The sequence below is a fragment of the Marinobacter sp. F4206 genome, assembly GCF_019392195.1.
Classification (GTDB): domain Bacteria; phylum Pseudomonadota; class Gammaproteobacteria; order Pseudomonadales; family Oleiphilaceae; genus Marinobacter.
The window spans coordinates 2,307,119-2,332,446 of the sequence record NZ_JAHXKI010000002.1; the positions used below are offsets into that span (position 1 = coordinate 2,307,119).

Here is a 25,328-nt window from a genome sequence, read left to right on the forward strand (position 1 = left end):
CGCATGCATAATTACACCCACTGCTGGAGATCCCAATGCCAACACCCGGTCAATCATCATCGCCAAATCGACCTCCTCGCCTGAGCCTTTCCGCTGGTTCAACTTTTCTATCGGTGTTTTTTTTACCGACGGTTGCCGCGCCTACGATTGTGCAAGCGCAAGAACAAGCGCCTGCTCTGCTCCCCGGCATTGAGGTTACTGCTGATTGGCTGGGACCGCCGACGGAAGAATCCGAGAGAACCTACACCGGTGCCCGTTCCGTGGTCGAGGAAGAAGAGCTCCAGGATACTGGCGCGCTGAATCTGGAAGACGCCCTGCGACCGGTACCCGGTGTTACGGTGCTTGATGAAACGGGAACGGGAATCCTCCCCAATATCGGCGTCCGTGGTCTGAACCCGCTGCGTAGTGAACGGCTTCAGATTCTGGTAGACGGTTACCCAATTGCCATTGGCCCCTACAGTAACGTGGGCGTCTCACTCTTCCCCGTGACGCTACCGAGCCTGGAAGCCGTGGATATTGTCCGAGGCGGCGCCGCTGTTCATTACGGACCCAACAACGTGGGTGGCGTGGTAAATTTCGTCACCAAGCCGATTCCGGCCGAAACCTCCCAGACTCTGCGCGAGCGCGTGACCATCGCGGAGGAGACCGGCAACGTCTTTACTGATACCTATTACCGGGTCGGAGGCCGGGCCACTGACAAGCTCGACCTGCAGTTCCAGGCCAACGTCCAGCGCGGCGACGGTTTTCGTGACCACTCCGACACCGAAGTGGACAACCTCATCCTGGATGCCCGCTATTACCTGAACGACCGGAACGAACTGGCTTCTCAGCTGCAATACTACCGTGTCGATGCCGAACTTCCCGGCGCCCTTACGCCAGAAGCCTATGAGCAGGATCGCACCCAGAGCCAGCGCCCGTACGATGGCTACGAAGCCGATATGAGCCGCGCCACCTTCACCTGGACGTACACCCCAGTCGACAACGTGGAATTCCAGTGGCGCAATTTCGTGCACGACGCCGACCGCACTTTCTTCTTCGGCCAGAACCTCAGCGGCACTGGCCACTGGGCGGACCCGGGCCTCGATTCGACTCACGTTGCGGATTCGCCCCGGCTGTTCACCGTGTTAGGCACGGAGCCCCGGCTCGCGATCCGTCATGGCCGCCATGACATTACCCTCGGCGCGCGATTTGTCAGTGAGGATGTGGAGTTCGACGTCAACCGCCTGGAACTTTCCTCCGGTAACCGTTCCGTGGCACGTGACTGGCACCTGGACACCCGGGCCATGGCCTTCTACGTCAGCGATACCGTGTCCTTCCTGGATGACCGCCTGACCGTCACGCCGGGTCTGCGTTACGAAGACGTTGATATGGATTTCCGCGACAACCTCAGCGGCAACACCGAGGAAAACAACGCCGAGGAGTTGTTGCCGGGCCTGACCGTGGGTTATCAGGCGTCTGATGATCTGTTTGTCTTCGCCAACAGCCAGCGCTCGCTGGTGCCCGTGCAGATTGCCCAGACCACCCGCGAGGGTGCGGTTGCCAATGAAACCGCCTGGAACCATGAGCTGGGCGCACGCCTGCAGGTAACGCCGGACCTGTTCTCTTCCGCCACACTGTTCCGCATCGACTATGAGGATCAGATTCAGTTCAACCGTTCGAACAGTCGTTTCGAGAACCTGGGCGAAACCCGCCACCAGGGTATCGAACTGGCAAACCGCTGGAACGTTGGCAGCCAATGGGAATTGGGCCTGGGCTATACCTTCCTCGACACCGAACAGCTGTCCGGTGACAACGAAGGCAACGAGCTTCCGAATGCGCCAACCCATAAAATCAGCGCCGACGCGGTCTACACCTACCAGGCCTGGGACGCCAGCGTGAACTGGGTGTACGTGAGCGAAAGCTACAGCGATGCCGACAACACTGAAGAGGAAACCAGCAATGGCAGCGCTGGTGAGTTGCCGGATTACCACCTGGTGACCGCCCGGGTCGGTCGCGATTTTGCGGTGGGCGGTGATCGTGTATTGAACCTTGGCCTGGCCGTCAACAACCTGCTGGATGAGGATTACTACTTCCGGGGCGTGGACGTGAGCCCGGTTGGTCGAGTACCTCAGCCGGGCCGAAGCTTCATCCTTGAGGCCCAACTGGATTTCTGATGGCCTCACTACGGAAACGGATTGCAACGAGCCTGCTGGTTGTCCTGCTTTCGCCTGTATCAGGCTGGGCGGACAACCACACCATCCGGCTGACGGATGACCGTGGGGAAACCCTGCGGTTGTCCGCACCGGCCACCCGGCCCGCCGCAATTTCGACCTTCGGAGCCGATATTGCGCTGGCGCTGGATGTGGTGCCGGTTGCGGTTACCGACTATGGACTGCAGGGGGTGCCTGAGTACCTAGCGTCGCAGTTAAGCGGTGTTCGGGGCCTCGGGCCGAGACACCAGCCCAACCTGGAGGTTTTGTCGTCGGTCCAGCCGGACCTTGTCTTCGCCATTCGCCGATATACCGAGAAAGATGGTGACCAGATCGAAGCCATTGCCCCGCTCCTGGCCCTGGACCTGATCACCCTTCAGGACAGCCTGAGGGCAGTGGATTTGGCGGGGCAGGCGCTGGGCAAACCCGGAAAAGCCGCAGAACTCAACGCTCGTTTTCTGGAACGTGTCCCATCACTTGCCGAGCGCAACAAGCACAACTCAACGAAGACGGTGGCGCTGCTGACCAGCGGCAGTGAAACCCCCTTCATCTATTACAATCACTTCCTGCCGACGGCGCTGCTGGAACGCCTGGGCTTCGACAATGTCGGTGGTGAGCCGCCGAATCCCGACAGTGGCATTCCGCTGGGCTATCGGGTCAGTCTTGAAGCCCTGCTGGAGCTCAACCCTGACATCATTTTCCTGTTGCCGACGAGTCGTCAGCGCGCGTTTACGATGAATCCGATATGGCCCTATCTCAAGGCGGTTCGCACCGACCAAGTCTACGAGGTGTCGCAGTATTGGAAAGAGGGCGCAGGCCCGATTGCGCGGGCGCGAATCCTGGACGACATTCAGCGTCTGTTGCTGACGTCGGAACCGGAATAACCATGACTAACGATGCCACTCTGCGCCCGGCGGCCCTTTACGGCGCAATGGTCGCCTTCCTGGCGTTGCTGTTCGTCGTGGGCCTCATGATGGGCTCGCGCTGGATTTCGCCGAGCCAGTTACTGGTCGCCCTGGATGGCAGCAGCGATTTGCTGACACGCATCACCGTGCTGGAACTGCGCCTTCCGCGCAATTTACTTGGCCTTCTCGGTGGGGCAGCCCTGGGCGTTGCCGGTGCCGTTATGCAGGGTGTCACCCGGAATTCCCTGGCGTCCCCCGGTCTGACCGGCGTGATCGCATCCGCCGCCCTGGCGGTGGTGTCGCTTCGAACCCTGAGCTCACCAGCCGCCATGTGGCTGCCCTTGATGGCCCTTGGCGGAGGGCTGCTGGGTGGCGCGCTGACATTTGCCATTGCTGGTCGCCGGCAGTTACAACCCGAGCGCGTGGTGCTCGCCGGCATAGCGGTCACTTCGCTGGCCACCGCACTGACCACGGGGCTTCTGCTGGTATCCGGGGCGGAGGCGGCCGAGCTTTACTACTGGCTGGCCGGCAGCCTGATGGGCCGGGGCTGGTTGCAGCTACAGATGGTGCTTCCCTGGCTGCTGCTGCCCCTTTTCGCCCTGCTGGTTATGCAGCGCCCGTTCCGGTTGCTGCAACTGGACGATGATCTGGCCCAGACCATGGGGCTGGCCGTCGGCCGGTGGCGCCTGGTTTTTCTGCTGCTGGCGCTGTTGCTGGCAGCGGCGCTGGTCGCCTTCACCGGCCCGATCGTCTTTATCGGCCTGGTGGCACCGCACATTGCCAGGCGGATTATCGGCAACCAGCTCCAGCACTGGCTGCCCCTGAGCGCTCTTCTCGGCGGGCTGTTATTGCTGGCCGCCGACATCCTGGCCCGACAACTGGCCTTTCCCCAGGAGTTACCCGTTGGCATGCTGACCGCCCTGATCGGGGCCCCCTGGCTGATTTACCTGCTCAATTCTCGAATCTCACCTCGGAGCGCATAACGTGACTCTTCCGGCGACGACACCAACCCGGGCAAGCAACCCCGGCAGCCGGCCTTCAGGCTCCAGTCCTGTCGCTCGACTGTTTCTGGCCGGCGGGCTCGGTGTGGCCATTGTCCTGGTTGCGGGCGTCCAGTTGGGAGCAATCGACCTGAGCTGGGCCCAGGTTTGGGCCGGGCTGACCGGCGACGGTTCGGAACACGTTCAGCGGGTGATCTTCGAATTACGTTTGCCCCGCACCCTGACCGGTGTCCTGATTGGCATTCACTTTGCCCTGTCGGGCTGGCTGTTACAGCTGCTGAGCCGGAACCCCCTGGCAGAAGCCGGCATTCTCGGCATCTCCGCCGGTGCCAGCCTGGTGGCGGTCGTCGCCTTTATTATCGGTGACTGGCTGGTGTCCAGTGCCAACCCCTATGACAATACGTCGTTTGCCTTGCAGTATCTGCCGCTGTTTGCCATGGCGGGCGGGCTGGTAACCGCACTGGCGGTGTACTTCCTTGGCATGCGCCATGGCCACCTGTCGCCCGTCAAAATGACCCTGACCGGTGCGGTGATTGCCGGTATGTTGCACGCTCTAACCACCGGCGCGCTGGCCTTCTGGGGCCACGCCCATACCGAACTGGTCGCCCAGTGGCTGGCCGGCTCGTTGTACGGGGTCGAATGGGACCATCTGCATACACTGTTACCCTGGACGTTCATCGGGCTGGCCGGTGTCGCGCTGCTCGTGCGGCCTCTGAAAGTCATGCAGCTGGACGATGAGCACGTTCGCACTCTGGGGCTGGTCCTGAACCGCTGGCGTGCCTTCGCCCTGCTGATTGCGACGCTACTGGCGGCCAGTGCCGTCGGGGTGGTGGGGCCCGTGGGCTTTATCGGCCTGTTGATTCCCCACATCAGTCGTAGGCTGGCCGGGGCCAATCTTCCGGCCCAGCTGGTGTTGTGTGTGCTGTTGGGGGCGGTGCTGGCCGTGCTGGCAGATTTACTCGGCCGAACGCTGTTTTCTCCGTACGAAGTGCCCGTAGGCGTGGTTTCCGCTGTCCTCGGCGTCCCGTTTTTCCTGTATCTGTTATCGCGTCAACCCTGAGGCCCGGACTCTCCATGTTACGAACCGAGCATCTTTCACTGGCATATGGCGACAAACCGGTCGTCGACAACGTCTCGCTGGCCATTCCCGAGGGTGGAATCACCTGCCTGCTGGGCCCAAATGGGTCCGGTAAGAGCACCCTGCTAAAAAGTTTTGCCGGCCTGCTGCCACCCCGGTCGGGCCAGGTGTTCCTGGACAACCGGCCGGTTGCCCAATGGGACCGGCGCCGACTGGCGCTCAGGCTCGCCATGCTGCCCCAGAAACCGATTGTGCCCGATGGTATCCGGGTTCGGGACTTGATTGCACTGGGTCGCTTTCCCCACCGGAAATGGTGGCAAAGGAACCTCACTACCGACGACAACACCACCATCGACGCCATGGCAATGACCGGGGTATCAGAACTTGCGGAACGACCGGTGGAAGCGCTCTCCGGAGGGCAGCAACAACGGGTCTGGATCGCCATGGCACTGGCCCAGGAGACGGATATTCTGCTGCTGGACGAGCCGACCACGTTTCTGGATTGGGGCTACCAGTTGGAAGTATTGGAGCTCTTGTCCACGTTGAACCGGCAACACGGACTGACCGTGGTCATGTCACTCCATGACCTCAACCAGGCGGCGCAGTTTGCGGACCGGGTTGCGGTGCTGGCTGACGGTCAGCTCGATACGATTGGCAGCCCTGCGGAAGTGATTACTGAGTCTCTCGTTAACAGGGTATTTCGGGTGCATACAAGCATCACTGCGGGGAGGGAAGGTCGTCCGTTTTGCACCGGATTCGCAGAATCGGCACAAAGCCGACCCAGGCAATGTCATCACTGTACTACTACCTCTTAAATCAGGACTTGTAGCCACCACCCGGGCTCTATCCCGTTACTGCGGACACTCGTAAAAAGAGGCTGGACTTCCCCCTCTGTTCGTAACACCCGAAAGTACAATATGGAGGCCTATCAATAGGCCATGATCGCCCGTTCTGAATGTTCGCTTTGCGACCTTAGCGTTGACTACGCTTGGAAAGTGGCCAAAACGGCCAAGTTATGGTTTCAATAACAGCAGTTGTTTAGAAGCTAGAGAATGGTGGGCCCAGCTGGACTCGAACCAGCGACTAAGGATTATGCGAGCCTTGTCGATGAGCTTTTAGGACCACATTGACGCTCACTAGCCAACAGATCAGAGACTTAGGTCTGTTAGATTCCACGTTTAGCCACTCAAAACCACAGGTCCGTCGACACTTCGTTGACGCCGTGATGCCAATTCACAAGTCGTCTTAAACTCGTTCTCGATCTCAATATTCGTCTTCGATTAGGGCTTCGTACTGCAGCCACCTCAAACTGCGCAGCTCTCCCTGCGTCTTTCCCGTGAAAAAGGCCAAAGTATGCGGGTTCGTCCTGCCTTTTTTGATTTGTGGAATAGTGTGGAAGGCTATAGCATCCCAGCTACACAAGGAGACCAAATTTAAGTGCGAGGTTCGAAGTAGCATGGGATTCAACCACCATCGTAATTTGTCGTTGATGCTGGAGGATATGGAGCGGGTTCCGCCGCAGTTCGCACCCACCAATTTTTGGCAAAGTGGCCTGAGAGATATAGTCGAAGATATACAAACGTTCGGATTTGAAAAGTTTAGAGAACATAAGTCCGCGGTCAAGTTCTATGCTCCGATGTTTCGGCCCGGGAATGGTGAATTACGTATTCAGCCACTCTTGAACCTTTTGATAAGTCTTCTAAGAAATCTAAAAGGGGAACAAAAGGCAAAGCTTGCTGACTCTTTGGAGGGTCGTGATTCGGCTATGAATGAGTACTCGCTTTATAGGGTGGCGACCGATAGCTGTGCACTTCAATCTATACCAATAGGCGAAGTGAGTGAGAGTGTAATAGCGGGAGGTGAGTATTATTCATTTGATGGCAAGTTTTATAGCAGATCCATGCTTAACTATCTTAGGGCACTCACGTACCTAAACTCTCTGACGAAGGGTGATCCCATTGACTCAATTATGGAAATCGGCGGGGGCTATGGCACTCTCGGCGAAATATTTTTGAGCTCCAGTAATGACAATTTTTATGTAAACATAGATATCCCGCCCTTGGCCGCAGTATCTGCTAGTTATTTATGCCGAGTTTTTGGTGAAGATCAGGTGCTGATATACGAAGAAAGCAGAGATTTAGAAGTAATAGATTTAGACAGCCTTAGGAAAAAGTATAGGGCTGTTGTCCTATGTCCCTGGCAGTTGCCCAGAATTACAGGAAGCGTCGACCTCTTTGCTAATTTTATTTCTTTCCAAGAGATGGAGCCGGACGTTGTTGAAAATTATTCAAAGTTGGTTCAGCCCTTAATAAAGAAATACCTACTGCTTCGTAACAGTGCCAGTGGTAAGTCAATTGCGAAAACTACAAATGATCTAGGAGTGTTGGAACCAGTTACGACAGACTTCATTATTGAGCTATTCAATGATTTCCAAGTCTTGGGTCGTGAATCCAGACTCTACGGGTATGAGAATCGAGCCGGCACTTTTCGCTCTGAGGTATCGGTATCGAAAAGAAAAAGCTAGTTTTAGTTTGGGTCAGTCTTTTTACGTTTGTTGCGTGGATGCTACAAACAACAAAGCCCGCGCGAGGCGGGCTAAGTCATTGAATTCGCGGTGCCTGGAGGCGGAGTCGAACCACCGGCATGGGGACTATCAATCCGCTGCACACGCACCGTAGAAAACTACAGTCCTGCACAACCAATCACCTACGAAATCGGGCCTCCACAGATTGCTACTCTGTTTCGCTAATGCGTGGACACTTTGTTGACACCGTTAACGGCCCCATGCATCCAAGGTTCTACGCAACCGCTATGCGTAGTAAGGTACGTCACTCTTTTGAATCCTGACGTATCAAGGAAGATGAATGCACATCAAATGGAAGTTTTTTCCTCTCGTATTGTTCTTTGCCCAGACTGGTTGCGGCGGAACTGGATCCGGAGAATCCAATCTCGAACCATCGACTGCGGCCGGTGACAACAGTTTTAAAGTTGAGTCAGTTGATGCTCCGGTATGTTCGAATACAGTAACCGACTTGCCCGGCTGCTGGGTGTCCACCTGTGAATCTATAGAACTTGAGGACGGCGATTTTGCCTATCAACGCACTGTTATTTCGTTTGCGGAATCGGGGGTACTACGCCATTACGGACAGCGTTTCGATAATGCGAATTGTATCGGTCCTGAAGTCGATACCAAGCATGTTTTCACAGATATAAAGTTTGAGCTTCTCCCACGTGATGAGTCAGTGGATAGCTCGCTTGTTGATGGGCGCCGTGCCTTTACCTTCGATTACGAAGCTTTTGGTCTTTCTGAAGATATCGGTCCGAGAGGAACGGTCTATTCCCTGGACTCGGGGCTTCCTTCAGGAAATCAGCTTTGTTACGACACCTCGGTTGTCTCCATCTACGGAAGTTCGATTGGCTTTCATCCCGATTCGCCCGCTTTAGGAACTGTGGTCACCTTTGGTGACTATTGTCTTACGCAGTTAAATCAGCCATGAAAGTTGAGAAGTCAGTAAGTAGCGGCAACGCCCTAGGAGCGTATTTTACGAATTGAGTGACGGGCATGGAGTGGACATGGATGTTTTGAGTAAGCCTGCATAAGCAGGCTTTTCACTGTTGGTAATCTTGATTCACGTTGTTTCAGCTAGGCAGAAAAATCTGCTGGACCTCGTCTTAGACTAAAAAATTAAAGGGTATGGAATGCATCACCATAACGATTCAGCACTGAAACTACGGTTGGATTTACAAGGACTCCGAGCGATTGCCGTCTCAGTCGTTTTCCTTGCCCATGCTGGCGTAGTTGGTTTTTCTGGTGGCTACATTGGAGTCGATCTTTTTTTCATACTCTCTGGTTTCCTGATTACAGGCGTTTTGTACAAAGAGTACGAGGCAAGCGGACGATTGAATGTCCTGGCGTTCTATAGCCGACGTATCAAGCGGCTTTTACCAGCAATGGTATTGATGATTGGCCTCACCTTGCTCGCCAGTTTCGTGCTCTTGCCGAGCTTCCAGGCCAAAGCTCAAGTAGGTTCAGCTCCATTTGCCTCCTTATGGCTCTCAAATTTTTACTTCAGCTTCAACGAGCTTGATTATTTCAATGAATTAGGCCAGAACGACCTTTTTCTGCACACATGGTCGCTGGGGGTCGAAGAGCAGTTTTATCTGATCTGGCCATTCTTGTTCCTTTTGCCGACGTTCTTTCTGCGAGGAAGACGGCCGGCAGAGGTCAATCTCCAGAGGCATATCGTCCTCGGGCTTGCACTGGTTTTCATCTCAAGCCTTGCACTTTGTCTTTATTGGACGAAAAATAGCCCGCTTCTTGCCTTCTACCAGATGCCCTCCCGGGCTTGGCAATTTGCTTTAGGAGCCCTGTTGTTCTTTGGGGTATATCGTCCGGAGTTTCGACGAAACCAAGCACCGAATAAGCTCGCAGGCTTGCTCCTATTGGCCATTGGCACAGTGGCAGTCGCGCTGTCTGTACACCTTTATAACGATCGAATGCCTTACCCTGGTTGGGCTGCTTTACTACCTTCTTTTGGGGCGGCGCTAATAATTTTGGCGGGCTCCCTGATTCCGGAAAAGAGAAACCCGCTTGCCTGTGGACCGTTGGTTTGGCTGGGAAATCGATCATACAGCCTTTACCTGTGGCATTGGCCTGTCCTGCTCCTCTTTGAGGCCATCTACGGCAGCCTGACCGTTGAGTTGATTGGTGCCGTCACCCTGATAAGTCTGGTTCTGACAGAGATCACCTATCGATTGGTTGAGAGGCCTTTCTGGAAGGGGAGGCTAAGCTATTTCGCTCCTAAGAAAATAGTTCAGTGCGGAGCTCTGGTGATGCTCGTGGCTCTTCTGGGGAGCTTTCATGCGGCAAGACAGCCTTTAGTCGATGATGGCTTCAGCGACCAGTGGCGCGCAGACTACCCCATAATATATTCGATGCCATGCGATTCATGGTTTGTTCATAACAAAGTTCAGCCTTGTGAGTTCGGAGCGGAAGACGCCGAAAAAACCGTAATGTTGCTGGGTGACAGCGTCGGTGCGCAATGGTTTTCACTTATTGGGTTGCCTTACCTGCAGCGAGATTGGCGATACATAGTTCTTACCAAGTCATCGTGTCCAATGGTTGATCACCCCTATTTCTATGATCGGATAAAGCAAGTCTATACAGTTTGCGAGGAGTGGAGAGAGAAGATCTTAGAGCGCTTACCGGAATGGGAGCCAGATGTAGTTGTGGTCGGCAGCGCTTCCACCTACGGCTTCAGTGACCAGGAATGGATATCTGGAAGTCAGCGCGTTTGGAAGGAAATTCGAAGTACGGGCGCTCAGGTCGTCGTTTTGCCTGGAACTCCGACTTTGGGTATCGATGCACCGAGCTGTATTAAGCGAGAAGTTAAGAGCAGAACAACGGATATAGCAGGCGCCTGTAGTAGGGATCAGTCTGATGACGAGGCATATCGAGTATCCGAACTCTTGGAGGTCGCAGCCTCGGACATGCCAAACGTTGATGTGCTCGAACTCAACTCCGTGGTCTGTCCGTCAGCTATCTGCTCCGCGATGACTGAAGAGGGCATTGTGGTTTACAGAGACAGCCAACACCTTACCGATAGCTTTGTCATTAGTATCACTCCCAAGATACTGCCTCAGCTTCCAGAGATCTCGGTTGAAGACCCATCTTGAGGCAAACAATTGGCGGACCAGGTCCAGCTAGGGCAAGAGTAGCTGGACTGCTTTAAATGCCGAAAATTTGGTTTCGTCTTTTCGTAAACATCCCTGTTTTAGATGCACCGCTGCTAATGACGGCGTTATACGCTTTAACAAGGAACCTAAAATGAAACACCGATTGATCATCAGCGGGATACTGATTTTGACGTTGACGGGATGCGGAACGGTCAACACGGTAGTGTGGGGAGATGCCGTCACAGTCCGAAATCTCAAGCAATCCGAGACGAAGTGCGACTCGATTCCCCGAGTGTACAGTGGAGTTGCCTATGATTTTTGTAAGCTGAGTGGTGAGCCAGCTCCAGTTCACACCTGGCGCGCAAGCAGCGGCACTCCAGGTTCTATTATCGATATGTTGTTCTCAGGCATCTTAGACACGGTAGCCTTGCCCTACACGATTTATCGACAGAGTCGAGATGGCAACATCTCGATCAGGTAGAGCACAGCCAACCTATTTAAATGGTTAGGAACAACGAAAGGCGCTCATGGAACTCAGAGAGTGAGGATCGAATGGGAGATATGGATGTTTTTAGTCGGCCTGTGCGTGCAGGATTTTTACTGGTGGTGATCTTGTTTCAAGGGTGTTCAACACATTCCCATGAAAGGACCGCGCACCAGATGAAAGTGAATCGAGATATGGCCAATTCATGGCGTGAACATGGTGATGAAAAAGTCGCGAGATCCTTTGAATCGCGCAATAGAAAATTGGCTGAAGAGCGTACGGATAATTATGGCTTTGTGGATTTCCTTATAGATATCTTAATCGACGGCTAATGCCTTCTGATTGCCAAATGGCATCGTCATCTCTTACGGAGGCGATTAGAAAAAGGGTTCTACCCCTTTTCCACGGACGGTTTTAAAACGGCTGTGGACTTACCCCGGTCTACTAGACCGGGGTAAGTCCATGCCTCTTTTTAGGTGTGTCCGCAGTAACGGGGTAGAACCCTTCGGCTAGGTCCACTCAGAAATATCTGAAGTTTCATTGCTTAGTGTGCTTGTATGCTCGATGGATCTGGAACAATAACGTAAAGCATAAGGAAAAAACGCCAGTCCAAAATACCTCCATCTTTCCTATTCCATACCACCAGGTACCACTCATTACCATTGTTAAAATCATGGCAGTCGCCGACAAAAAACCAAAAAAACCGAGGCCTGTCGCGGATTCAGAAACGAAATATTCCACAAATTTTGAATCATCTGGGTCGGACTTAATGTTTTTGATTCGGTCCCAACCTAAGTTTCCCCAGATTACGCAAACTACCAGATAGAGAGTTTCTACGCCTGATTGGAATAGAAAGCTATTGTCATATATGAAACGCAGGAGGCTTTCCTGAATCGCCTGTAGCTGCTCGTATTGGCTGTAGTTGTCGCTCCAATCGCCCTTGTTTGCCAGGTCATGCATCTGATCGAGCTTATACTTGCAGATCCAGAGGGTAAAAAAACCCACGAAGTAGTGGGATAAAATGTAGAGCTTGCTTATGTGCGACCGCACCTGCTGGTTTGGGTTAGCGGTTCTGTCGGAAATCCAGTCGTTTAATTCATTATATGTGGATACAAGCTTAGTTATCATTTTTGGTTTTTAGAGGGCGTTGACGTTTGGTTGACACTTCAGCTCAGAGAAGAGGGTAGGCAGATTGTAAGTGCTTGAAAAATGGTGGGCCCAGCTGGACTCGAACCAGCGACCAAGGGATTATGAGTCCCCTGCTCTAACCAACTGAGCTATAGGCCCGTGCAGCAAACAAGTGCTGTTTTGAAAGGTATTTCCTGATGGGGAAACAGAGCGGGCGCCATTATACCGGTGAGGTGTGGCGCCCGCTACTGTTGTGGTGATTATCCCTGGGGATTGCCCTGATCGTCGATGAAGCCGCGCAGGTGATCGGAGCGGGAAGGGTGACGCAGTTTGCGCAGTGCCTTGGCTTCGATCTGACGGATGCGCTCCCGGGTAACGTCGAACTGCTTGCCGACTTCTTCCAGGGTATGGTCGGTGTTCATCTCGATACCAAAGCGCATGCGGAGGACCTTGGACTCGCGGGCGGTCAGGCCGGCCAGAACCAGGCGGGTTGACTCGCGCAGACCTTCGGCGGTGGCGGAATCCACCGGCGAAAGTGCCTGAATGTCCTCGATGAAATCACCCAGATGGCTGTCTTCATCATCGCCAATCGGTGTTTCCATGGAGATCGGCTCCTTGGCGATCTTCAGGACCTTGCGGATCTTGTCTTCCGGCATCTCCATGCGCTCACCCAGCTCTTCCGGGGTCGGTTCGCGGCCCATCTCCTGCAGCATCTGGCGGGAGATGCGGTTGAGCTTGTTGATGGTTTCGATCATGTGCACCGGAATACGGATGGTGCGGGCTTGGTCCGCGATAGAGCGGGTAATGGCCTGACGAATCCACCAGGTGGCGTAGGTCGAGAACTTATAGCCACGACGGTATTCGAACTTGTCGACGGCCTTCATCAGACCGATGTTGCCTTCCTGAATCAGATCCAGGAACTGCAGGCCGCGGTTGGTGTATTTCTTGGCGATGGAAATAACCAGACGCAGGTTGGCCTCAACCATCTCTTTCTTGGCGCGACGGGCCTTGGCTTCGCCGATGGAAACACGACGATTAATTTCCTTGACGTCGGCCACGTCCAGATCCACTTCGGTCTGAACGTTCTGGATACGTTTCTGCAGACGAATGATTTCGTCAATGCGCTCGACCATTGGCGCCGCGTAGGGCTTCTTGCTCTTGGAGATCTTGTCGGCCCAGTCGAGGTTCACTTCGTTGCCCGGGAACGACTTGATGAAGTCCTTGCGCGGCATTTTGCAGTCGCGAACACAGATCTGCATGATCGCCCGCTCGTTCTCGCGCACCAGGTCGTTGGTGGAACGGACCACGTTGACCAGTTCGTCGAATGCCTTGTTGGCCAGTTTGAACGGGGCAAACACCTGTCCCAGTTCGTTCAGGGCTTCCTGGGTTTTCTTGTCGGAGCGGCCGTGTTTGGTCAGCGCCTTGTCGGCGGCGGCCAGTTTTTCTTTCAGCAGCTCGAAGCGCAGCCGGGTCTCTTCCGGATCCGGACCGCTTTCGGTTTCTTCTTCTTCATCATCGTCGTCGTCAGACGAGGCATTATCGCTGGAGCTGGGCGCCGGCGTTTCTTCACCCATGAACGGCTCGGCGTCGTCCGGGTCGAGAAAGCCGGTCACGATGTCACTGATCCGGCCTTCGTTCTCGATGATGCGGTCGTAGGCCTGGATAACGGTGCCGGCGGTGCCGGGGAAGTGTGCAACGGCAGCCATGACGTCGCGAATGCCTTCCTCAATACGCTTGGCAATAACGATCTCGCCTTCACGGGTCAGCAGTTCCACGGTACCCATTTCCCGCATGTACATGCGGACCGGGTCGGTGGTGCGACCAGCGTCGGTTTCTACGGCGGCAAGCGCAGCTGCAGCTTCGGCGGCAGCCGCTTCGTCAGCGGTGGAATCGCCCTCGGTCATCAGCAGGGTATCGGCGTCCGGCGTTTCTTCCGTGACCTGAATACCCATATCGTTGATCATGCGAATGATGTCTTCGACCTGATCCGGGTCGGCGATGTCTTCCGGGAGGTGATCGTTTACCTCGGCGTAAGTCAGGTAACCTTGTTCCTTGCCTCGTGCAATGAGGTCTTTCAAACGTGATTTCTGCGAATTGCCTGACATAGACACCCTGTGAACTCGCTTTTTAGAAGGAAAAAAAGTTAAACAGCCATTATAGCTGTCGCTTAGTTGCACTGCCACCGAATGGTTAGATGGTGATCAGTGCGTCAAGTTTCAAGTGCTGTTAGTCCTGAGTGCCACTACTCAGGGCTCTTAATTCTTTCCGTTCCTCGGTTGTGAGGTTCGAAAAATTGCGCAATAGCGCCGCAAGGCGCTGCTGGCGCGATGTCTCCTCATTCGGGCTCAACAACTCCCGTGCCGCCGCCAATGTGCTCTCCCGGGCCGGAATGTGCTCTATCCCGTCGAACAGATGGAAGAAGCGGTCCCGTGACTGACTGTCGAGAGCCAGGCAGCGCACCAGGGTTTTACGGTCCCGGATTTCCTGCTCCTGAATCCAGCTGGCGAAGTTCCGGGCCTGACCAAACTGGCGTGAGCTTCTCGACAGTTCGATCACTTCAGAGGCCATGTCCGGCGCTTCCAGCAACGCCAGGCACAGGATGCTGTCTTTGCTGAGTTTTACGTCAATGCGTTCTTCAGTTACCCGGTCCCTGCGTTCACCCTTCCATTGGCCACCCTGGTTCTTCTGGCGGTTCTGCCACTGGTTCCGACCACCGCACAGGCGCAGCATTTCATGCCACATGGCATCCCGCAGGGTGCTCTTGGGCATCTTGTTCAGCAGCGGTTCAACCCGCGCCCGCAGTTCTCCCCGGTGTTCCGGCAATTGCAGGTCCAGGCCTTCACTCTGCCGGTCAAACAGATACCGGGACAATGGCGTTGCCCCGTCGATCCGTTGCTGGAAGGCGTCCGGGCCTTCCTTGCGAACCAGTGTGTCCGGGTCTTCGCCCTGGGGCAGCATCAGGAACTGCAGGTGCATTCCGTCCGCCATCAATTCAAGCGCGTTGTCCATGGCGCGATCCGCCGCCCTGAAGCCGGCCTGGTCGCCGTCGAAGCAGAACACAATATGCCGGACCTGCCGGAGAAGGGCAGTCAGGCTGTCCTGGTTCGTTGCCGTGCCCAGGGTCGCAACGGCGTAGTGAATGCCGTGCTGTGCCAGGGCAATGACATCCATATAGCCTTCGACAACGAGCAACTTGTCCAGTTGCCGCAGCGCCTGCTTGGCTTCAAAGAGGCCGTAGATTTCCCGGCTCTTGTGGAATACGTCAGATTCCGGGGAGTTGATGTACTTGGCCTTGTCGTCCCCAAGGGTCCGTCCGCCAAACGCGATGGTTTTACCGCGGCTGTTACGGATCGGGAACATGACCCGGTTGCGGAACAGATCCCGTGGCCGCCCGTATTTGTCGGAAACCGTGCCGGTCTCGACCAGCGGCCCCTTCAGGTCTTTGCTGGCTGCATCAAACAGTGCCGTTCCGGCTGCCGGAGCGTAGCCGATCTGGTACTGCTGGACGATCGCGTCATCCAGTCCTCGTTGTTTCAGGTAATCCCGCGCGTAGGCGCCTTGCTGACCGTTCAGCGCTGACTGATAGAAGCGATTGGCAAAATCGAGGGCGTCCGTCAGTGTCCGGGCCTGCTGGATTTCCTGCTTGGCCGCCTGGTCGTAGGGCACCTCGAGGCCCGCGCGTTTGGCTAGCTCCTCGACTGCCTCCGTGAAGCCGAGGCCCTCGAATTCACGGATAAAACTGATGGCGTCGCCATGGGCGCCACAACCGAAGCAGTGATAGAAGCCCTTGTCCGGTCTTACATTGAAAGACGGAGTCTTCTCATCATGAAACGGGCAGCAGGCCTTGTAGTTGGCGCCGGCCTTCTTGAGAGTGATGCGTGAACCGATCAGTTCCGCCAGATCCAGACGATCAAGCAGGTCTTCAACGAAACGTTGAGGGATCAGTCCACTCATGGAGACTCCAGATCAACCAGGACTAGTCAGGTTCGGCCATAGCCAAAAATGCCGCCGAAGCCAGGCCTCGGCGGCATTTTGTGAGTCGCTCTGTGCAGCCTGCGGCTGGACAGGCGATCAGTGCTTTGCAGTCAAGCGGCGTCGGTCAGAACTTAGTACAGACGCTCGAACTTGCGCTGTTCCCGCTGAAGCTTCTTGAGATGACGCTTAACGGCAGCGGCTGCTTTGCGCTTACGAACAGCGGTCGGCTTCTCGTAGTGCTCACGACGACGTACTTCGGAAAGTACACCCGCTTTTTCGCAGGAACGCTTGAAGCGACGCAGTGCTACGTCAAACGGTTCATTCTCTTTCACTTTAACAGCTGGCATTCGGAAATCACCTACCTGATAGATTCGGTTTCAATTTTGTCCGTCTGGCCAGGCCAGACCGGTTCGATCCCTGGTCAGATTGGCTAAAACTCGACCAGTGCATATTTTAGGGCGGCAATGATAGCGCCTGCCTTATGGCGAGGTCAATGTTTGTTCGATGAATCTGACAGGGCGTTTCGGGTTTCTGCTAAAATGTTTCTCCCTTTTATTATAGTCCATCAATGTGGTCCGGACATTATGCTTATTCTCGGTATTGAAACGTCCTGCGACGAAACCGGCGTGGCGCTGTATGACAGCGAGCAGGGACTGTTGGCGCATGCGTTATTCAGTCAGATTGACATGCACGCGGATTATGGCGGCGTGGTCCCTGAGCTTGCCTCCCGGGATCACGTACGAAAGTTGCTCCCTTTATGCGACCAGGTTCTGGCCGAGGCCGGAAAGACTCGGGAGGATATGGACGGCATTGCCTACACCGCCGGTCCCGGCCTAATCGGGGCGTTGATGGTTGGTGGCTCAGTGGCGCACTCCCTGGGGTTCGCCCTTGGGCTGCCGGTGTTGGGGGTTCATCACATGGAAGGGCACCTGCTGGCGCCCATGCTGGAGGACAACCCGCCTGCCTTCCCGTTCGTGGCCTTGCTGGTTTCCGGCGGGCATACCCAGCTGGTACGCGTCGACGGTATTGGGGCCTATGAAATGCTGGGCGAGTCCGTGGATGATGCGGCGGGGGAAGCCTTCGACAAGACCGCAAAAATGCTGGGTCTGGATTATCCGGGCGGGCCTCGGGTTGCTGCCCTGGCCGAACAGGGTGTGGCAGGGCGCTACCGGTTCCCGCGACCGATGACGGACCGGCCGGGACTGGATTTCAGTTTCAGCGGCCTGAAAACCTTTACTCTGAACACCGTAACCGCGGCCCGCGAGGCCGGTGATCTCAACGACCAGACCCGTGCCGATATTGCCCTGGCGTTCGAGTCGGCGGTGGTCGATACCCTGACCATCAAGTGTCGTCGCGCGCTGGAACAGACTGGCTGCAAAAGGCTGGTGATTGCTGGCGGTGTCAGTGCCAACCGGCGATTGCGGGCTGGGCTGGAGAGCATGGCGGCGAAACTGAAGGCCGGTGTCTTTTACGCCCGGCCCGAGTTCTGCACCGATAACGGCGCAATGATTGCCTACGCCGGAGCCCAGCGGCTGAAGGCGGGGCAGCAGGATGGCGAGCGCATCGTTGCGGTGCCCCGCTGGCCCATGAATACCTTACCGCCTATCACCGAGCCGCGCTCTGCAGGACTGGTGGACTGAAGGCTGTCCTTAAAACCCCGTTTCCCGACCCTGTGCCAGTCGAATCAGGTTGTTCCGGTGGCGAACGACAATCAGGATCGCCAGAAGGCCAAACAGGGGCAGGGTGCTCGGTTCGAGGAAGGCGCTGATGATCGGTCCGCTAATGATAGAGATCAGGGACGCAAGGGCAGAAATACGCCAGCGCCACATAACAAGCAGCCAGATTGCGGCCATCACGAGGGTGGTCACAGGGGCCAGTGCCAGGCCGGCTCCCAGCGCCGTTGCCACACCTTTGCCGCCCTTGAAATGGTAAAACACCGGGATCATGTGCCCGGTTACCGCGAACAGGGCGACCATGGTCTGTGCCATCACCGAGAGCCCACTGGCGTGAGCCAGCCAGACCGGCAGCCAGCCCTTGGCGGCATCCAGCATCAGAGTCGCTACGGCTGGTGGCCAACCGCCGGTGCGGTAGACATTGGTGGCTCCGGGGTTGCCGGAGCCCTGGGCCCTTGGGTCCGGCAGTTTCCATAGCTGGCATACCGGCAGGGCAAATAGCACGGAGCCCGCCAGGTAGGCTGCGGCACAAAGCAGGACGGTTACAACCGGGTCGCTGGGCAGGTTCATGGTGTCGGCTCGAAGGCGAAGACGTCTCAGGGTGTTGTGTGCGAAAATGCCGGCCCTGAAATCGCAGGCCAGCGCTAACACAGTATCCGCTGGTTGTGTGTTATTCAATCAGCAAAGAGTGGAATACTCCGGGAGTCCTTTTGGCAGACAGTGTGCTCATTGAAGGTCTGGTGGTCGAGACCGTTGTCGGTGTTTACGACTGGGAGCGAAAGGTTGATCAGCGACTGCTGGTCGATCTCGAAATGGCCTGGGACAACCGGATTCCGGGGGCTTCCGACGAGGTGGATGATGCCCTCGATTATGCCGCCGTCAGTGAACGGGTGGCTTCCTGCCTGACGTCGCTCAAGCCCCAGTTGCTGGAGCACGGCGCTGAAAGGCTTGCGGCGGAGTTGCAGGACGCGTTCGGCATTGCCTGGCTCAGGCTGACGCTCAGAAAGCCCGGAGCCGTGCCGGCGGCGCAGGCCGTGGGGGTTCGGATTGAAAGGGGAGCGCGCTAATGGCCGGTGAGGTCCGGGTATTCATCAGTATTGGCAGCAACATCGACCGGGAACGCTACGTCTCTGCGGCCCTTGATGCGCTCAAGGCCTGGTTTGGCGAACTGGAAATATCGCCGGTTTATGAAAGCGAAGCCGTGGGCTTCGACGGGTCCCCCTTTCTGAACCTTGTGGTTGGGGTGACTACCGCCCTGTCGGTTGGCGAACTTTCCCGGTGCTTCAAACAGTTGGAGGCTGATAACGGACGTCGTCGCGATGTGCCGAAGTTCAGTGCCCGAACCCTCGACCTGGACATCCTGACCTACGGTGACCAGATCGGACAGATCGACGGCGTGGAGCTGCCTCGCGGGGAGATTCTCAAGAACGCCTTTGTCCTGAGGCCGCTGGCGGATATCGCGCCAGAGGCTGTGCACCCGGTGTGTGGCAGGAGTTACCGGGATCTCTGGAACGACTATAACACCGGGCAGAAGCTCTGGCCCGTGGACTTTATCTGGCAGGGTCGCCGGATATCACAGGCCGCCGGCTGAGCGGAACAGGTCGATCAGATGGTTGGTCGAGCTGTCACTGTCGGAACTCGGACCACGTTCGCCCAGCAGGCGCGGAAGTATGCCCTGGCCGAGCTGCTTGCCCAGCTCCACGCCCCACTGGTCAAAGGAATCTACCCCCCAGATCACGCCCTGTACAAAGGTGCGATGTTCGTACAACGCGATCAGGGCGCCGACCGTTTCCGGCGTTACCTTCTCCATGATCAGCAGGTTGCTCGGCTTATTGCCGGGAATCGCTTTATGGTGGGCCAGTCTCTCAACCTCGGCATCTGCCAGCCCCTCCGCTTTCAATTCTGAACGGGCTTCCGCCAGGGACTTGCCGGTCATCATCGCCCTGGCCTGGCTCAGGCAGTTGGCAAACAGGTCGGCATGATGGGTGGCGACCGGATTGTGGGTCTTCAGGGGAATAATGAAATCTGCCGGTATCAGTCGGGTGCCTTGGTGGATCAGTTGGTGGTAAGCATGTTGGCCGTTTGAGCCGGTGCCGCCCCAGATGACCGGCCCGGTTTCATATCCCAGTGGCTCGCCTGCCTCGTTCACGCTCTTGCCGTTGCTTTCCATGTCCAGCTGCTGAAGATGGTCCGGAAGGCTACGCAGGTAGTGATCGTAAGGCAGAATGGCGTGGGTGTTGGCGCCCCAGAAATTGTTGTACCAGACACTCAGTAGTGCCATCACCACCGGAAGATTCTGCGCCAGTGGGGCGTCCTGAAAATGCGTGTCCATGGCATGGGCGCCGGCCAGCAGCTTCCGGAAGTTGTCCATGCCAACGATCAGTGCGACGGGCAAGCCAATGGCAGACCACAGTGAATATCGGCCGCCCACCCAGTCCCACATGGGGAAGACATTGTCAGCGTCGATGCCGAAGGCTTCAGCGGCTGGCACGTTTGCGGTCACGGCCAGGAAGTGTTTGGCGATGGCTGATTCGTCGCCGCAATGATCCAGAAACCACTGTCTTGCCACCGCGCTGTTTTCGAGGGTTTCCTGGGTGCGAAAAGACTTGGACTGAATCAGGAACAGGGTGGTTTCGGGATTAACCCGCTTGAGCGTTTCGCAGATGTCCGTGCCGTCGATGTTGGCCACGAAATGGCAGTGCATGCCTTCCTGCCAATAGGGTTGCAAGGCCTCGCTCACCAGCTTCGGCCCAAGATAGGAGCCGCCGATGCCAATACTGACGACGTCGGTCAGGGCTTTACCGCTGTATCCGGTTCGGGACTGGTCCAGCACGCTGGTCACGAAGGTTTCCATGCGGTCCAGCGTTTTCCGGACTTCGGCAACGACATCGACGCCATCGACCATGATGGCCGTGCCACCCGGGTGCCGGAGGGCAGTGTGCAGGGCCGGGCGGTCTTCCGTGCTGTTGACCTTGTCACCCCGGAACAGGGCATCCCGACGATCCTCCAGTCGGCAGCTTCGCGCCAGTGCCAGCAAGTCGTCCAGGGTATCGTCGGTGATCCGGTTCTTGGAGAAATCGAGCGACAGGCCGGCACCCTCAATGAAGTACCGAGTCGCCCGGTTAGGGTCCTCCGCAAACAGCTGGGTCAGGGGCTTGGCCAGCTGCTGCTGTCGCTGCCGTTCCAGTGCCTGCCATTCCGGGCTGGAGGTCAGCTTGCTCGCGGTGTCGGGCATCAGAACATCCTTTTTCTGTGGGTTTGCTGAATTACCGTGTGATGGAAAGGTTGTCGATCAGGCGAGTGGTGCCCAGAAACGCAGCGGCCAGCAGGGTGACTTCGGTGTCCTCTGCGCTTGCCGGTTTTAGGGTCAGACTGTTCACGATGTTGAAGTAGTCAGGGCGCATGCCAGCGTTGCTAAGCTTGTTCCGGGCCTCATCCTCGAGAGTGGCGAAATCCGTGCGGCCACCGGTCAACTCGCGGGCAGTTTCCTGCAGGGTCTGGTGGACCGCTGGCGCAATTCTGCGTTCCTCTGCCGAAAGGTACCCATTTCGGGAGCTTTTTGCCAGGCCGTCGTCCTCGCGGACGGTGGGGGCGCCAACCACCTCGACTGGCATCATCAGGTCCCGGACCATTTTCCGGATCACAGCGAGTTGCTGGAAGTCCTTTTCGCCAAACACGGCAAGGTCAGGCTGGACCATGTTGAACAGCATGGTCACCACGGTAGCCACACCTTCAAAATGCCCCGGTCGGCTGGCGCCACAATGGCCATCACTGACCTCGGGTACTATTACCTGGGTCTGTTGGGCCAGGCCTTCCGGATAGACTTCATCGACCCCGGGCGCGAACACCAGGGTATTGCCTGCCGCTTCGAGCTGTTCCTGATCCTCGGCCAGGGTGCGAGGATAGGTGTCCAGATCCTCGCCCGCACCGAACTGCATCGGGTTGACAAAAATGCTGGTGACGACCACGTCGGCGGCCTCGGCCGCTTTGCGGACCAGCGATATGTGCCCCTCGTGCAGGTTGCCCATGGTTGGAACCAGGCCGATGGTTTTGCCCTGCTGCCGGTAGCCGCGGAGAATGGTGCGGAGTTCTTTTAGGGAATGTACGGTTCTCATGCCTTGAACGTGTGCTCCTCGGCGGGGAAAGTGCGCTCGCGTACTGCGGAAACGTAGGCGGCAAGGGCTTCCTGGACCGAATCGGTTTCGGCCAGAAAGTTTTTCACGAAACGGGGTTTCCGGCCGGTGGTCACGCCCAGCATGTCGTGCAGCACCAGGACCTGTCCGTCGGTGTCCGAGCCGGCGCCAATACCGATGACCGGGGCTTTCACTGCCTGGGTGATGCGGGCGGCGAGGGGCGCGGGTACGCATTCGAGCAGGATGATGTCGGCACCGGCCGCTTCCAGGTCACAGGCGTGCTCGATCATCATTTCTGCCGCCTTTTCATCACGTCCCTGGACCTTGTAGCCGCCGAACTTGTTGACGAATTGCGGAGTCAGGCCCAAGTGGGCGCAAACCGGGACGCCCCGCTCACTCAGGGCATTGATGGTGTCCTTCATCCAGTCGGTGCCTTCCAGTTTGACCAGGTGGGCGCCGGCGCGCATCAGTTCGGCGGCGTTCTCCAGTGCAGCATCCACTGTGCCGTAGGTCATGAAGGGCATGTCGGCCATGATCAGGGCGCCGCGATTGCCCTTGGCGACACAACTGGTGTGGTAAACCATCTGGTCCATCGTGACGGGTAGAGTGCTGTCGTGCCCCTGGAGAACCATGCCCAGGGAGTCTCCGATCAGGATGACATCGACACCCGCCTCGCTGACCAGCTGGGCAAAGGTGGCGTCGTAGGAGGTGAGAACAGAAAAGGCTTCGCCCTTTTGCTTGTATTCCCGAAGGGTATTGATGGTAACAGCCATAAAATCCTTGCCTTGTGGGTGGATGGGCCAAGACCGGGCCGGGGTCTGCCGGCGTTCAGTGTTAAGGGTAATCCGGGGGTATGTCTGAGGCAATAGTAGCACGAACCCCGGCGAGGATCGGGGCCTCTGTCTTTCTGTCCGGGCCAGTGTCAGGACGGAGTGAAGGGATCCCTGGTAATCGGGGGTAGCTTTCGCAGCTGGTTGTCGGGACAGTGCTGGCGAAGTGCCTTGATGGCCCGACCATCCGGTAGGGTCAGGTCCGGGTTCAGGTCCAGAAGGGGTTGGAGTGCGAAGTCGCGGTTCGGGAGTTCCTTGTGGGGAACGGTCAATCGTTCGTCCGCGAGGGTCCGGTCACCAAAGACCAGCAGGTCGAGGTCCAGGGTTCTTGGGCCCCAGTGGCGAAGTCGTTCCCGCCCGTGACGCTGTTCAATCGACTGCAGATGATCAAGGAGAGCGTGAGGTGCCAGTGAGGTGCGCAGCCAGACTGCACCGTTGACGAAATCCGGTTGATCCTGGGGGCCAACGGGGCGGCTGGCGTAGAAGGGGGACTGGGCAACGAGCACGGACTCCGGCAATGTTGCCAGTGCCGCCACGGCCCGTGCGAGCTGCGCCGCCGGATCCTCGAGGTTGCTGCCCAGGCCAATGAAGGCGTCCGTCATCATTGCTGGGCGGGTCGTTTCGCCGGTGGTTTGCGACGACGCCGACGCTTCTTTGGGGCATCGCTACCCAGTTGCGACAGCATGCGTTCCTGCCCGCGCTCATCGGTTTGCTGGAACTCGGTCCACCATTGTCCGAGGCCAGGCTCGATTTCGCCGGCTGCCTCGCGCACCAGCAGGAAGTCGTAGGCCGCCCGGAATCGGGGGTGGCTCATGGTGGCGAACGCACGCTTGCCCTGACGCCGCGGCAGTCGCATCTGCAGTTCCCAGATTTCCTTCATGGGGCCGGAGAAGCGTTTGGGGATCGACGTGGCCTGGACCTGACGGCCGATGACCTTGCCAATGGCCGCGTGCAGTGCGGGCTGGACTGGATCGCCATGGTCCTGCCGGCGGGTCCATTCTGCCTGCAGGGCGGGCCAGAGCATGGCCGCAAACAGGAAGTAGGGGGTAACGGACTTGCCCTGGGCAATGCGGGCATCGGTGTTTTGCAGCGCCTTGCGGATGAGCTCATCCGGTTCGCCGTTGTCGATGGCCCGGACGGTTTCGGGGAATAGCGGCGCCAGCAGGTTGTAGCGGGTCAGGAGGTCGTAGGTCGCTTCACCCTGGCCGGCTGAAAACAGCTTCAGCACCTCGTCAAACAGGCGCGCCGGCGGAATGTGGGTCAGCAGGGGCGCGAGTTCCCGGATCGGGGCTTCGGTTTCAGGTTCTATGTCGAAGTCTAGCTTTCCGGCAAAGCGAATCGCCCGGAGCATGCGTACCGGGTCTTCCCGGTAACGGGTTTCCGGATCGCCAATCAGCCGGAGCTGTCGATTGCGAAGGTCCTCGATACCGTCGGCGAAATCGATCACGGTAAAGTCGCGAATGCAGTAATAAAGGGCATTAACCGTGAAATCCCGGCGCAGGGCGTCCTCTTCCTGGCTGCCGTAGACATTATCTCGCAGAAGCAGCCCGTGTTCGCTGGTTCTGCGGTCGTCATCCGGCGTATCGTCGTCGGCCTGTGTGGCGTTTCCGCGAAAGGTGGTTACCTCAATCACCTCGCGCCCGAACACGACATGAACGATGCGGAAGCGGCGGCCGATCAGCCGAGAATTGCGGAACAAATCGTGAACTTCTTCCGGCGTGGCATTGGTGGCAATGTCAAAATCTTTCGGTGTTCCGCCGAGAAGAATGTCTCGCACCCCGCCACCAACAAGGTACGCCTCGTATCCGGACTTGTTCAGTCGGCTAAGTACTTTTTTCGCCGGTTCGCTGATTGCCGACCGGGAGACGTTGTGCTGGTCGCGCGGAATTTCCCTGCGTTGATAGGGGCGGGGCTTTTTGTTTCCGCTGCCGGGAATGAAAGAACGGAGTTTTTCGACGAGTCGTTTAGGCATTGAAATCCGTGGTTGCGATGAGCAAAAACCGAGAGTTTAACGGTTTGCGCAGGATTTGCCCACGTCTGGCCGGGAAAGTGTTGGTGAAAAACCGGACGGCCAGATAATCAAAAGGCGGATCCGTTTTCACGAATCCGCCCTGAAAGCGTTGACGATCTGCATTGTTGTTGTTGTTACCGGGATTTTTCTTGATTTTTGTACCCCACTGCATGTCCCCAAAATTGGGGCATCTCAGCAGCGCAAACGGAAAGCTTTGAATACATAGAGCGGTTAGGGACATCGAG

General features: G+C 56.9%; 24 protein-coding genes and 1 tRNA gene. 13 read left to right on the forward strand and 12 right to left on the reverse strand.

Translation table 11 applies throughout. The features are described 5' to 3' along the window. The first annotated feature begins 149 nt into the window (after window positions 1-149). From KZO34_RS12870 to KZO34_RS12915, 10 genes are all read left to right on the forward strand, one after another. Window positions 150-2,153, forward strand: a complete 2,004-nt coding sequence (locus KZO34_RS12870; RefSeq protein ID WP_308318813.1) for a TonB-dependent receptor family protein — start codon at window positions 150-152, stop codon at window positions 2,151-2,153. Continuing rightward, window positions 2,153-3,073: an ABC transporter substrate-binding protein gene (locus tag KZO34_RS12875; RefSeq protein WP_257900276.1), complete on the forward strand. Its 921-nt coding sequence runs from the start codon at window positions 2,153-2,155 to the stop codon at window positions 3,071-3,073. The genes KZO34_RS12870 and KZO34_RS12875 overlap by 1 nt, the downstream gene beginning before the upstream one ends. Window positions 3,074-3,075: 2 nt before the next feature. Further along, window positions 3,076-4,077 (forward strand): iron ABC transporter permease, encoded by a 1,002-nt coding sequence (locus KZO34_RS12880; protein WP_219477029.1) that lies wholly within the window; start codon window positions 3,076-3,078, stop codon window positions 4,075-4,077. A gap of 1 nt (window position 4,078) precedes the next feature. Further along, on the forward strand, window positions 4,079-5,155 hold the full coding sequence (locus KZO34_RS12885; protein ID WP_219477032.1) for a FecCD family ABC transporter permease: 1,077 nt from the start codon (window positions 4,079-4,081) through the stop codon (window positions 5,153-5,155). Between the two features lie 14 nt (window positions 5,156-5,169). Continuing rightward, window positions 5,170-5,988: an ABC transporter ATP-binding protein gene (locus KZO34_RS12890; protein WP_219477034.1), complete on the forward strand. Its 819-nt coding sequence runs from the start codon at window positions 5,170-5,172 to the stop codon at window positions 5,986-5,988. Window positions 5,989-6,629: 641 nt separating this feature from the next. Further along, window positions 6,630-7,697, forward strand: a complete 1,068-nt coding sequence (locus KZO34_RS12895) for a putative sugar O-methyltransferase (RefSeq protein WP_219477036.1) — start codon at window positions 6,630-6,632, stop codon at window positions 7,695-7,697. A 340-nt stretch (window positions 7,698-8,037) separates the two neighbouring features. Beyond that, a complete protein-coding gene (locus KZO34_RS12900; protein ID WP_219477038.1) occupies window positions 8,038-8,670 on the forward strand; it encodes a hypothetical protein in 633 nt (210 codons plus the stop codon). 202 nt (window positions 8,671-8,872) lie between these two features. Continuing rightward, complete coding sequence (locus KZO34_RS12905; protein WP_219477040.1) at window positions 8,873-10,849, forward strand: acyltransferase family protein; 1,977 nt, start codon at window positions 8,873-8,875, stop codon at window positions 10,847-10,849. A gap of 151 nt (window positions 10,850-11,000) precedes the next feature. Then, complete coding sequence (locus KZO34_RS12910) at window positions 11,001-11,330, forward strand: YceK/YidQ family lipoprotein (protein WP_219477041.1); 330 nt, start codon at window positions 11,001-11,003, stop codon at window positions 11,328-11,330. 71 nt (window positions 11,331-11,401) lie between these two features. Continuing rightward, window positions 11,402-11,665: a hypothetical protein gene (locus KZO34_RS12915; RefSeq protein WP_219477043.1), complete on the forward strand. Its 264-nt coding sequence runs from the start codon at window positions 11,402-11,404 to the stop codon at window positions 11,663-11,665. A gap of 205 nt (window positions 11,666-11,870) precedes the next feature. Here KZO34_RS12915 and KZO34_RS12920 read toward each other — a convergent pair whose 3' ends face one another. The 5 genes from KZO34_RS12920 to rpsU all read right to left on the reverse strand — a co-directional run bounded on the left by KZO34_RS12920 (window position 11,871) and on the right by rpsU (window position 16,783). Continuing rightward, window positions 11,871-12,293 carry a hypothetical protein gene (locus KZO34_RS12920; RefSeq protein WP_219477045.1) on the reverse strand — a complete coding sequence of 141 codons (423 nt, stop codon included), beginning with the start codon at window positions 12,291-12,293 and terminating at the stop codon, window positions 11,871-11,873. Window positions 12,294-12,543: 250 nt separating this feature from the next. After that, window positions 12,544-12,620: transfer RNA gene (locus KZO34_RS12925), tRNA-Ile, on the reverse strand. Between the two features lie 101 nt (window positions 12,621-12,721). Further along, complete coding sequence (gene rpoD / locus KZO34_RS12930) at window positions 12,722-14,566, reverse strand: RNA polymerase sigma factor RpoD (RefSeq protein WP_219477047.1); 1,845 nt, start codon at window positions 14,564-14,566, stop codon at window positions 12,722-12,724. A gap of 121 nt (window positions 14,567-14,687) precedes the next feature. Continuing rightward, entirely contained in the window at window positions 14,688-16,415 is a 1,728-nt protein-coding gene (dnaG, locus tag KZO34_RS12935) for a DNA primase (RefSeq protein ID WP_219477048.1), read from the reverse strand. 152 nt (window positions 16,416-16,567) lie between these two features. Beyond that, window positions 16,568-16,783 (reverse strand): 30S ribosomal protein S21, encoded by a 216-nt coding sequence (rpsU, locus tag KZO34_RS12940; RefSeq protein WP_007153483.1) that lies wholly within the window; start codon window positions 16,781-16,783, stop codon window positions 16,568-16,570. A 237-nt stretch (window positions 16,784-17,020) separates the two neighbouring features. Between rpsU and tsaD the strand changes: the two genes are divergently transcribed. Further along, window positions 17,021-18,076 carry a tRNA (adenosine(37)-N6)-threonylcarbamoyltransferase complex transferase subunit TsaD gene (tsaD, locus tag KZO34_RS12945; RefSeq protein WP_219477050.1) on the forward strand — a complete coding sequence of 352 codons (1,056 nt, stop codon included), beginning with the start codon at window positions 17,021-17,023 and terminating at the stop codon, window positions 18,074-18,076. 9 nt (window positions 18,077-18,085) lie between these two features. Here tsaD and plsY read toward each other — a convergent pair whose 3' ends face one another. Next, window positions 18,086-18,679 (reverse strand): glycerol-3-phosphate 1-O-acyltransferase PlsY, encoded by a 594-nt coding sequence (gene plsY / locus KZO34_RS12950; protein WP_219477052.1) that lies wholly within the window; start codon window positions 18,677-18,679, stop codon window positions 18,086-18,088. 140 nt (window positions 18,680-18,819) lie between these two features. Between plsY and folB the strand changes: the two genes are divergently transcribed. Both folB and folK (KZO34_RS12960) read left to right on the forward strand, forming a co-directional pair. Further along, window positions 18,820-19,176 carry a dihydroneopterin aldolase gene (folB, locus tag KZO34_RS12955; RefSeq protein ID WP_219477054.1) on the forward strand — a complete coding sequence of 119 codons (357 nt, stop codon included), beginning with the start codon at window positions 18,820-18,822 and terminating at the stop codon, window positions 19,174-19,176. After that, the gene (folK, locus tag KZO34_RS12960) at window positions 19,176-19,700 is read left to right on the forward strand and encodes a 2-amino-4-hydroxy-6-hydroxymethyldihydropteridine diphosphokinase (RefSeq protein ID WP_219477056.1); all 525 of its coding nucleotides are present in this window, start codon (window positions 19,176-19,178) and stop codon (window positions 19,698-19,700) included. The genes folB and folK (KZO34_RS12960) overlap by 1 nt, the downstream gene beginning before the upstream one ends. Here the strand turns inward: folK (KZO34_RS12960) and pgi are convergent. From pgi to KZO34_RS12990, 6 genes are all read right to left on the reverse strand, one after another. Next, window positions 19,683-21,344: a glucose-6-phosphate isomerase gene (pgi, locus tag KZO34_RS12965; RefSeq protein ID WP_219477058.1), complete on the reverse strand. Its 1,662-nt coding sequence runs from the start codon at window positions 21,342-21,344 to the stop codon at window positions 19,683-19,685. The two genes, folK (KZO34_RS12960) and pgi, sit on opposite strands and share 18 nt — an antisense overlap. A 31-nt stretch (window positions 21,345-21,375) precedes the next feature. Beyond that, a complete protein-coding gene (gene panC, locus KZO34_RS12970; protein WP_219477060.1) occupies window positions 21,376-22,224 on the reverse strand; it encodes a pantoate--beta-alanine ligase in 849 nt (282 codons plus the stop codon). Further along, window positions 22,221-23,015, reverse strand: coding sequence for a 3-methyl-2-oxobutanoate hydroxymethyltransferase (gene panB / locus KZO34_RS12975; RefSeq protein ID WP_219477062.1), 795 nt, complete (start codon window positions 23,013-23,015; stop codon window positions 22,221-22,223). Before panB ends, panC begins: the two co-directional genes overlap by 4 nt. Window positions 23,016-23,164: 149 nt before the next feature. Next, window positions 23,165-23,677, reverse strand: coding sequence for a 2-amino-4-hydroxy-6-hydroxymethyldihydropteridine diphosphokinase (folK, locus tag KZO34_RS12980; protein ID WP_219477064.1), 513 nt, complete (start codon window positions 23,675-23,677; stop codon window positions 23,165-23,167). Next, window positions 23,674-25,044 carry a polynucleotide adenylyltransferase PcnB gene (gene pcnB / locus KZO34_RS12985; protein WP_219477066.1) on the reverse strand — a complete coding sequence of 457 codons (1,371 nt, stop codon included), beginning with the start codon at window positions 25,042-25,044 and terminating at the stop codon, window positions 23,674-23,676. Before pcnB ends, folK (KZO34_RS12980) begins: the two co-directional genes overlap by 4 nt. Beyond that, window positions 25,037-25,324, reverse strand: coding sequence for a hypothetical protein (locus KZO34_RS12990; RefSeq protein WP_257900278.1), 288 nt, complete (start codon window positions 25,322-25,324; stop codon window positions 25,037-25,039). The genes pcnB and KZO34_RS12990 overlap by 8 nt, the downstream gene beginning before the upstream one ends. Window positions 25,325-25,328 lie beyond the last annotated feature (4 nt).

What these genes read in the sequence shown, in the direction of transcription:
- KZO34_RS12900 (WP_219477038.1), top strand. Translation starts at nt 8,038, where the DNA reads ATGCACATCAAATGGAAGTTTTTTCCTCTCGTATTGTTCTTTGCCCAG.
- panB (WP_219477062.1), bottom strand. Translation starts at nt 23,015, where the DNA reads ATGGCTGTTACCATCAATACCCTTCGGGAATACAAGCAAAAGGGCGAA.
- KZO34_RS12890 (WP_219477034.1), top strand. Translation starts at nt 5,170, where the DNA reads ATGTTACGAACCGAGCATCTTTCACTGGCATATGGCGACAAACCGGTC.
- panC (WP_219477060.1), bottom strand. Translation starts at nt 22,224, where the DNA reads ATGAGAACCGTACATTCCCTAAAAGAACTCCGCACCATTCTCCGCGGC.
- rpoD (WP_219477047.1), bottom strand. Translation starts at nt 14,566, where the DNA reads ATGTCAGGCAATTCGCAGAAATCACGTTTGAAAGACCTCATTGCACGA.
- rpsU (WP_007153483.1), bottom strand. Translation starts at nt 16,783, where the DNA reads ATGCCAGCTGTTAAAGTGAAAGAGAATGAACCGTTTGACGTAGCACTG.
- folK (WP_219477056.1), top strand. Translation starts at nt 19,176, where the DNA reads ATGGCCGGTGAGGTCCGGGTATTCATCAGTATTGGCAGCAACATCGAC.
- KZO34_RS12905 (WP_219477040.1), top strand. Translation starts at nt 8,873, where the DNA reads ATGCATCACCATAACGATTCAGCACTGAAACTACGGTTGGATTTACAA.
- tsaD (WP_219477050.1), top strand. Translation starts at nt 17,021, where the DNA reads ATGCTTATTCTCGGTATTGAAACGTCCTGCGACGAAACCGGCGTGGCG.
- KZO34_RS12880 (WP_219477029.1), top strand. Translation starts at nt 3,076, where the DNA reads ATGACTAACGATGCCACTCTGCGCCCGGCGGCCCTTTACGGCGCAATG.
- KZO34_RS12875 (WP_257900276.1), top strand. Translation starts at nt 2,153, where the DNA reads ATGGCCTCACTACGGAAACGGATTGCAACGAGCCTGCTGGTTGTCCTG.
- KZO34_RS12910 (WP_219477041.1), top strand. Translation starts at nt 11,001, where the DNA reads ATGAAACACCGATTGATCATCAGCGGGATACTGATTTTGACGTTGACG.
- folK (WP_219477064.1), bottom strand. Translation starts at nt 23,677, where the DNA reads ATGATGACGGACGCCTTCATTGGCCTGGGCAGCAACCTCGAGGATCCG.
- pcnB (WP_219477066.1), bottom strand. Translation starts at nt 25,044, where the DNA reads ATGCCTAAACGACTCGTCGAAAAACTCCGTTCTTTCATTCCCGGCAGC.
- plsY (WP_219477052.1), bottom strand. Translation starts at nt 18,679, where the DNA reads ATGAACCTGCCCAGCGACCCGGTTGTAACCGTCCTGCTTTGTGCCGCA.
- KZO34_RS12920 (WP_219477045.1), bottom strand. Translation starts at nt 12,293, where the DNA reads ATGCATGACCTGGCAAACAAGGGCGATTGGAGCGACAACTACAGCCAA.
- pgi (WP_219477058.1), bottom strand. Translation starts at nt 21,344, where the DNA reads ATGCCCGACACCGCGAGCAAGCTGACCTCCAGCCCGGAATGGCAGGCA.
- KZO34_RS12895 (WP_219477036.1), top strand. Translation starts at nt 6,630, where the DNA reads ATGGGATTCAACCACCATCGTAATTTGTCGTTGATGCTGGAGGATATG.
- KZO34_RS12990 (WP_257900278.1), bottom strand. Translation starts at nt 25,324, where the DNA reads ATGTCCCTAACCGCTCTATGTATTCAAAGCTTTCCGTTTGCGCTGCTG.
- dnaG (WP_219477048.1), bottom strand. Translation starts at nt 16,415, where the DNA reads ATGAGTGGACTGATCCCTCAACGTTTCGTTGAAGACCTGCTTGATCGT.
- KZO34_RS12915 (WP_219477043.1), top strand. Translation starts at nt 11,402, where the DNA reads ATGGGAGATATGGATGTTTTTAGTCGGCCTGTGCGTGCAGGATTTTTA.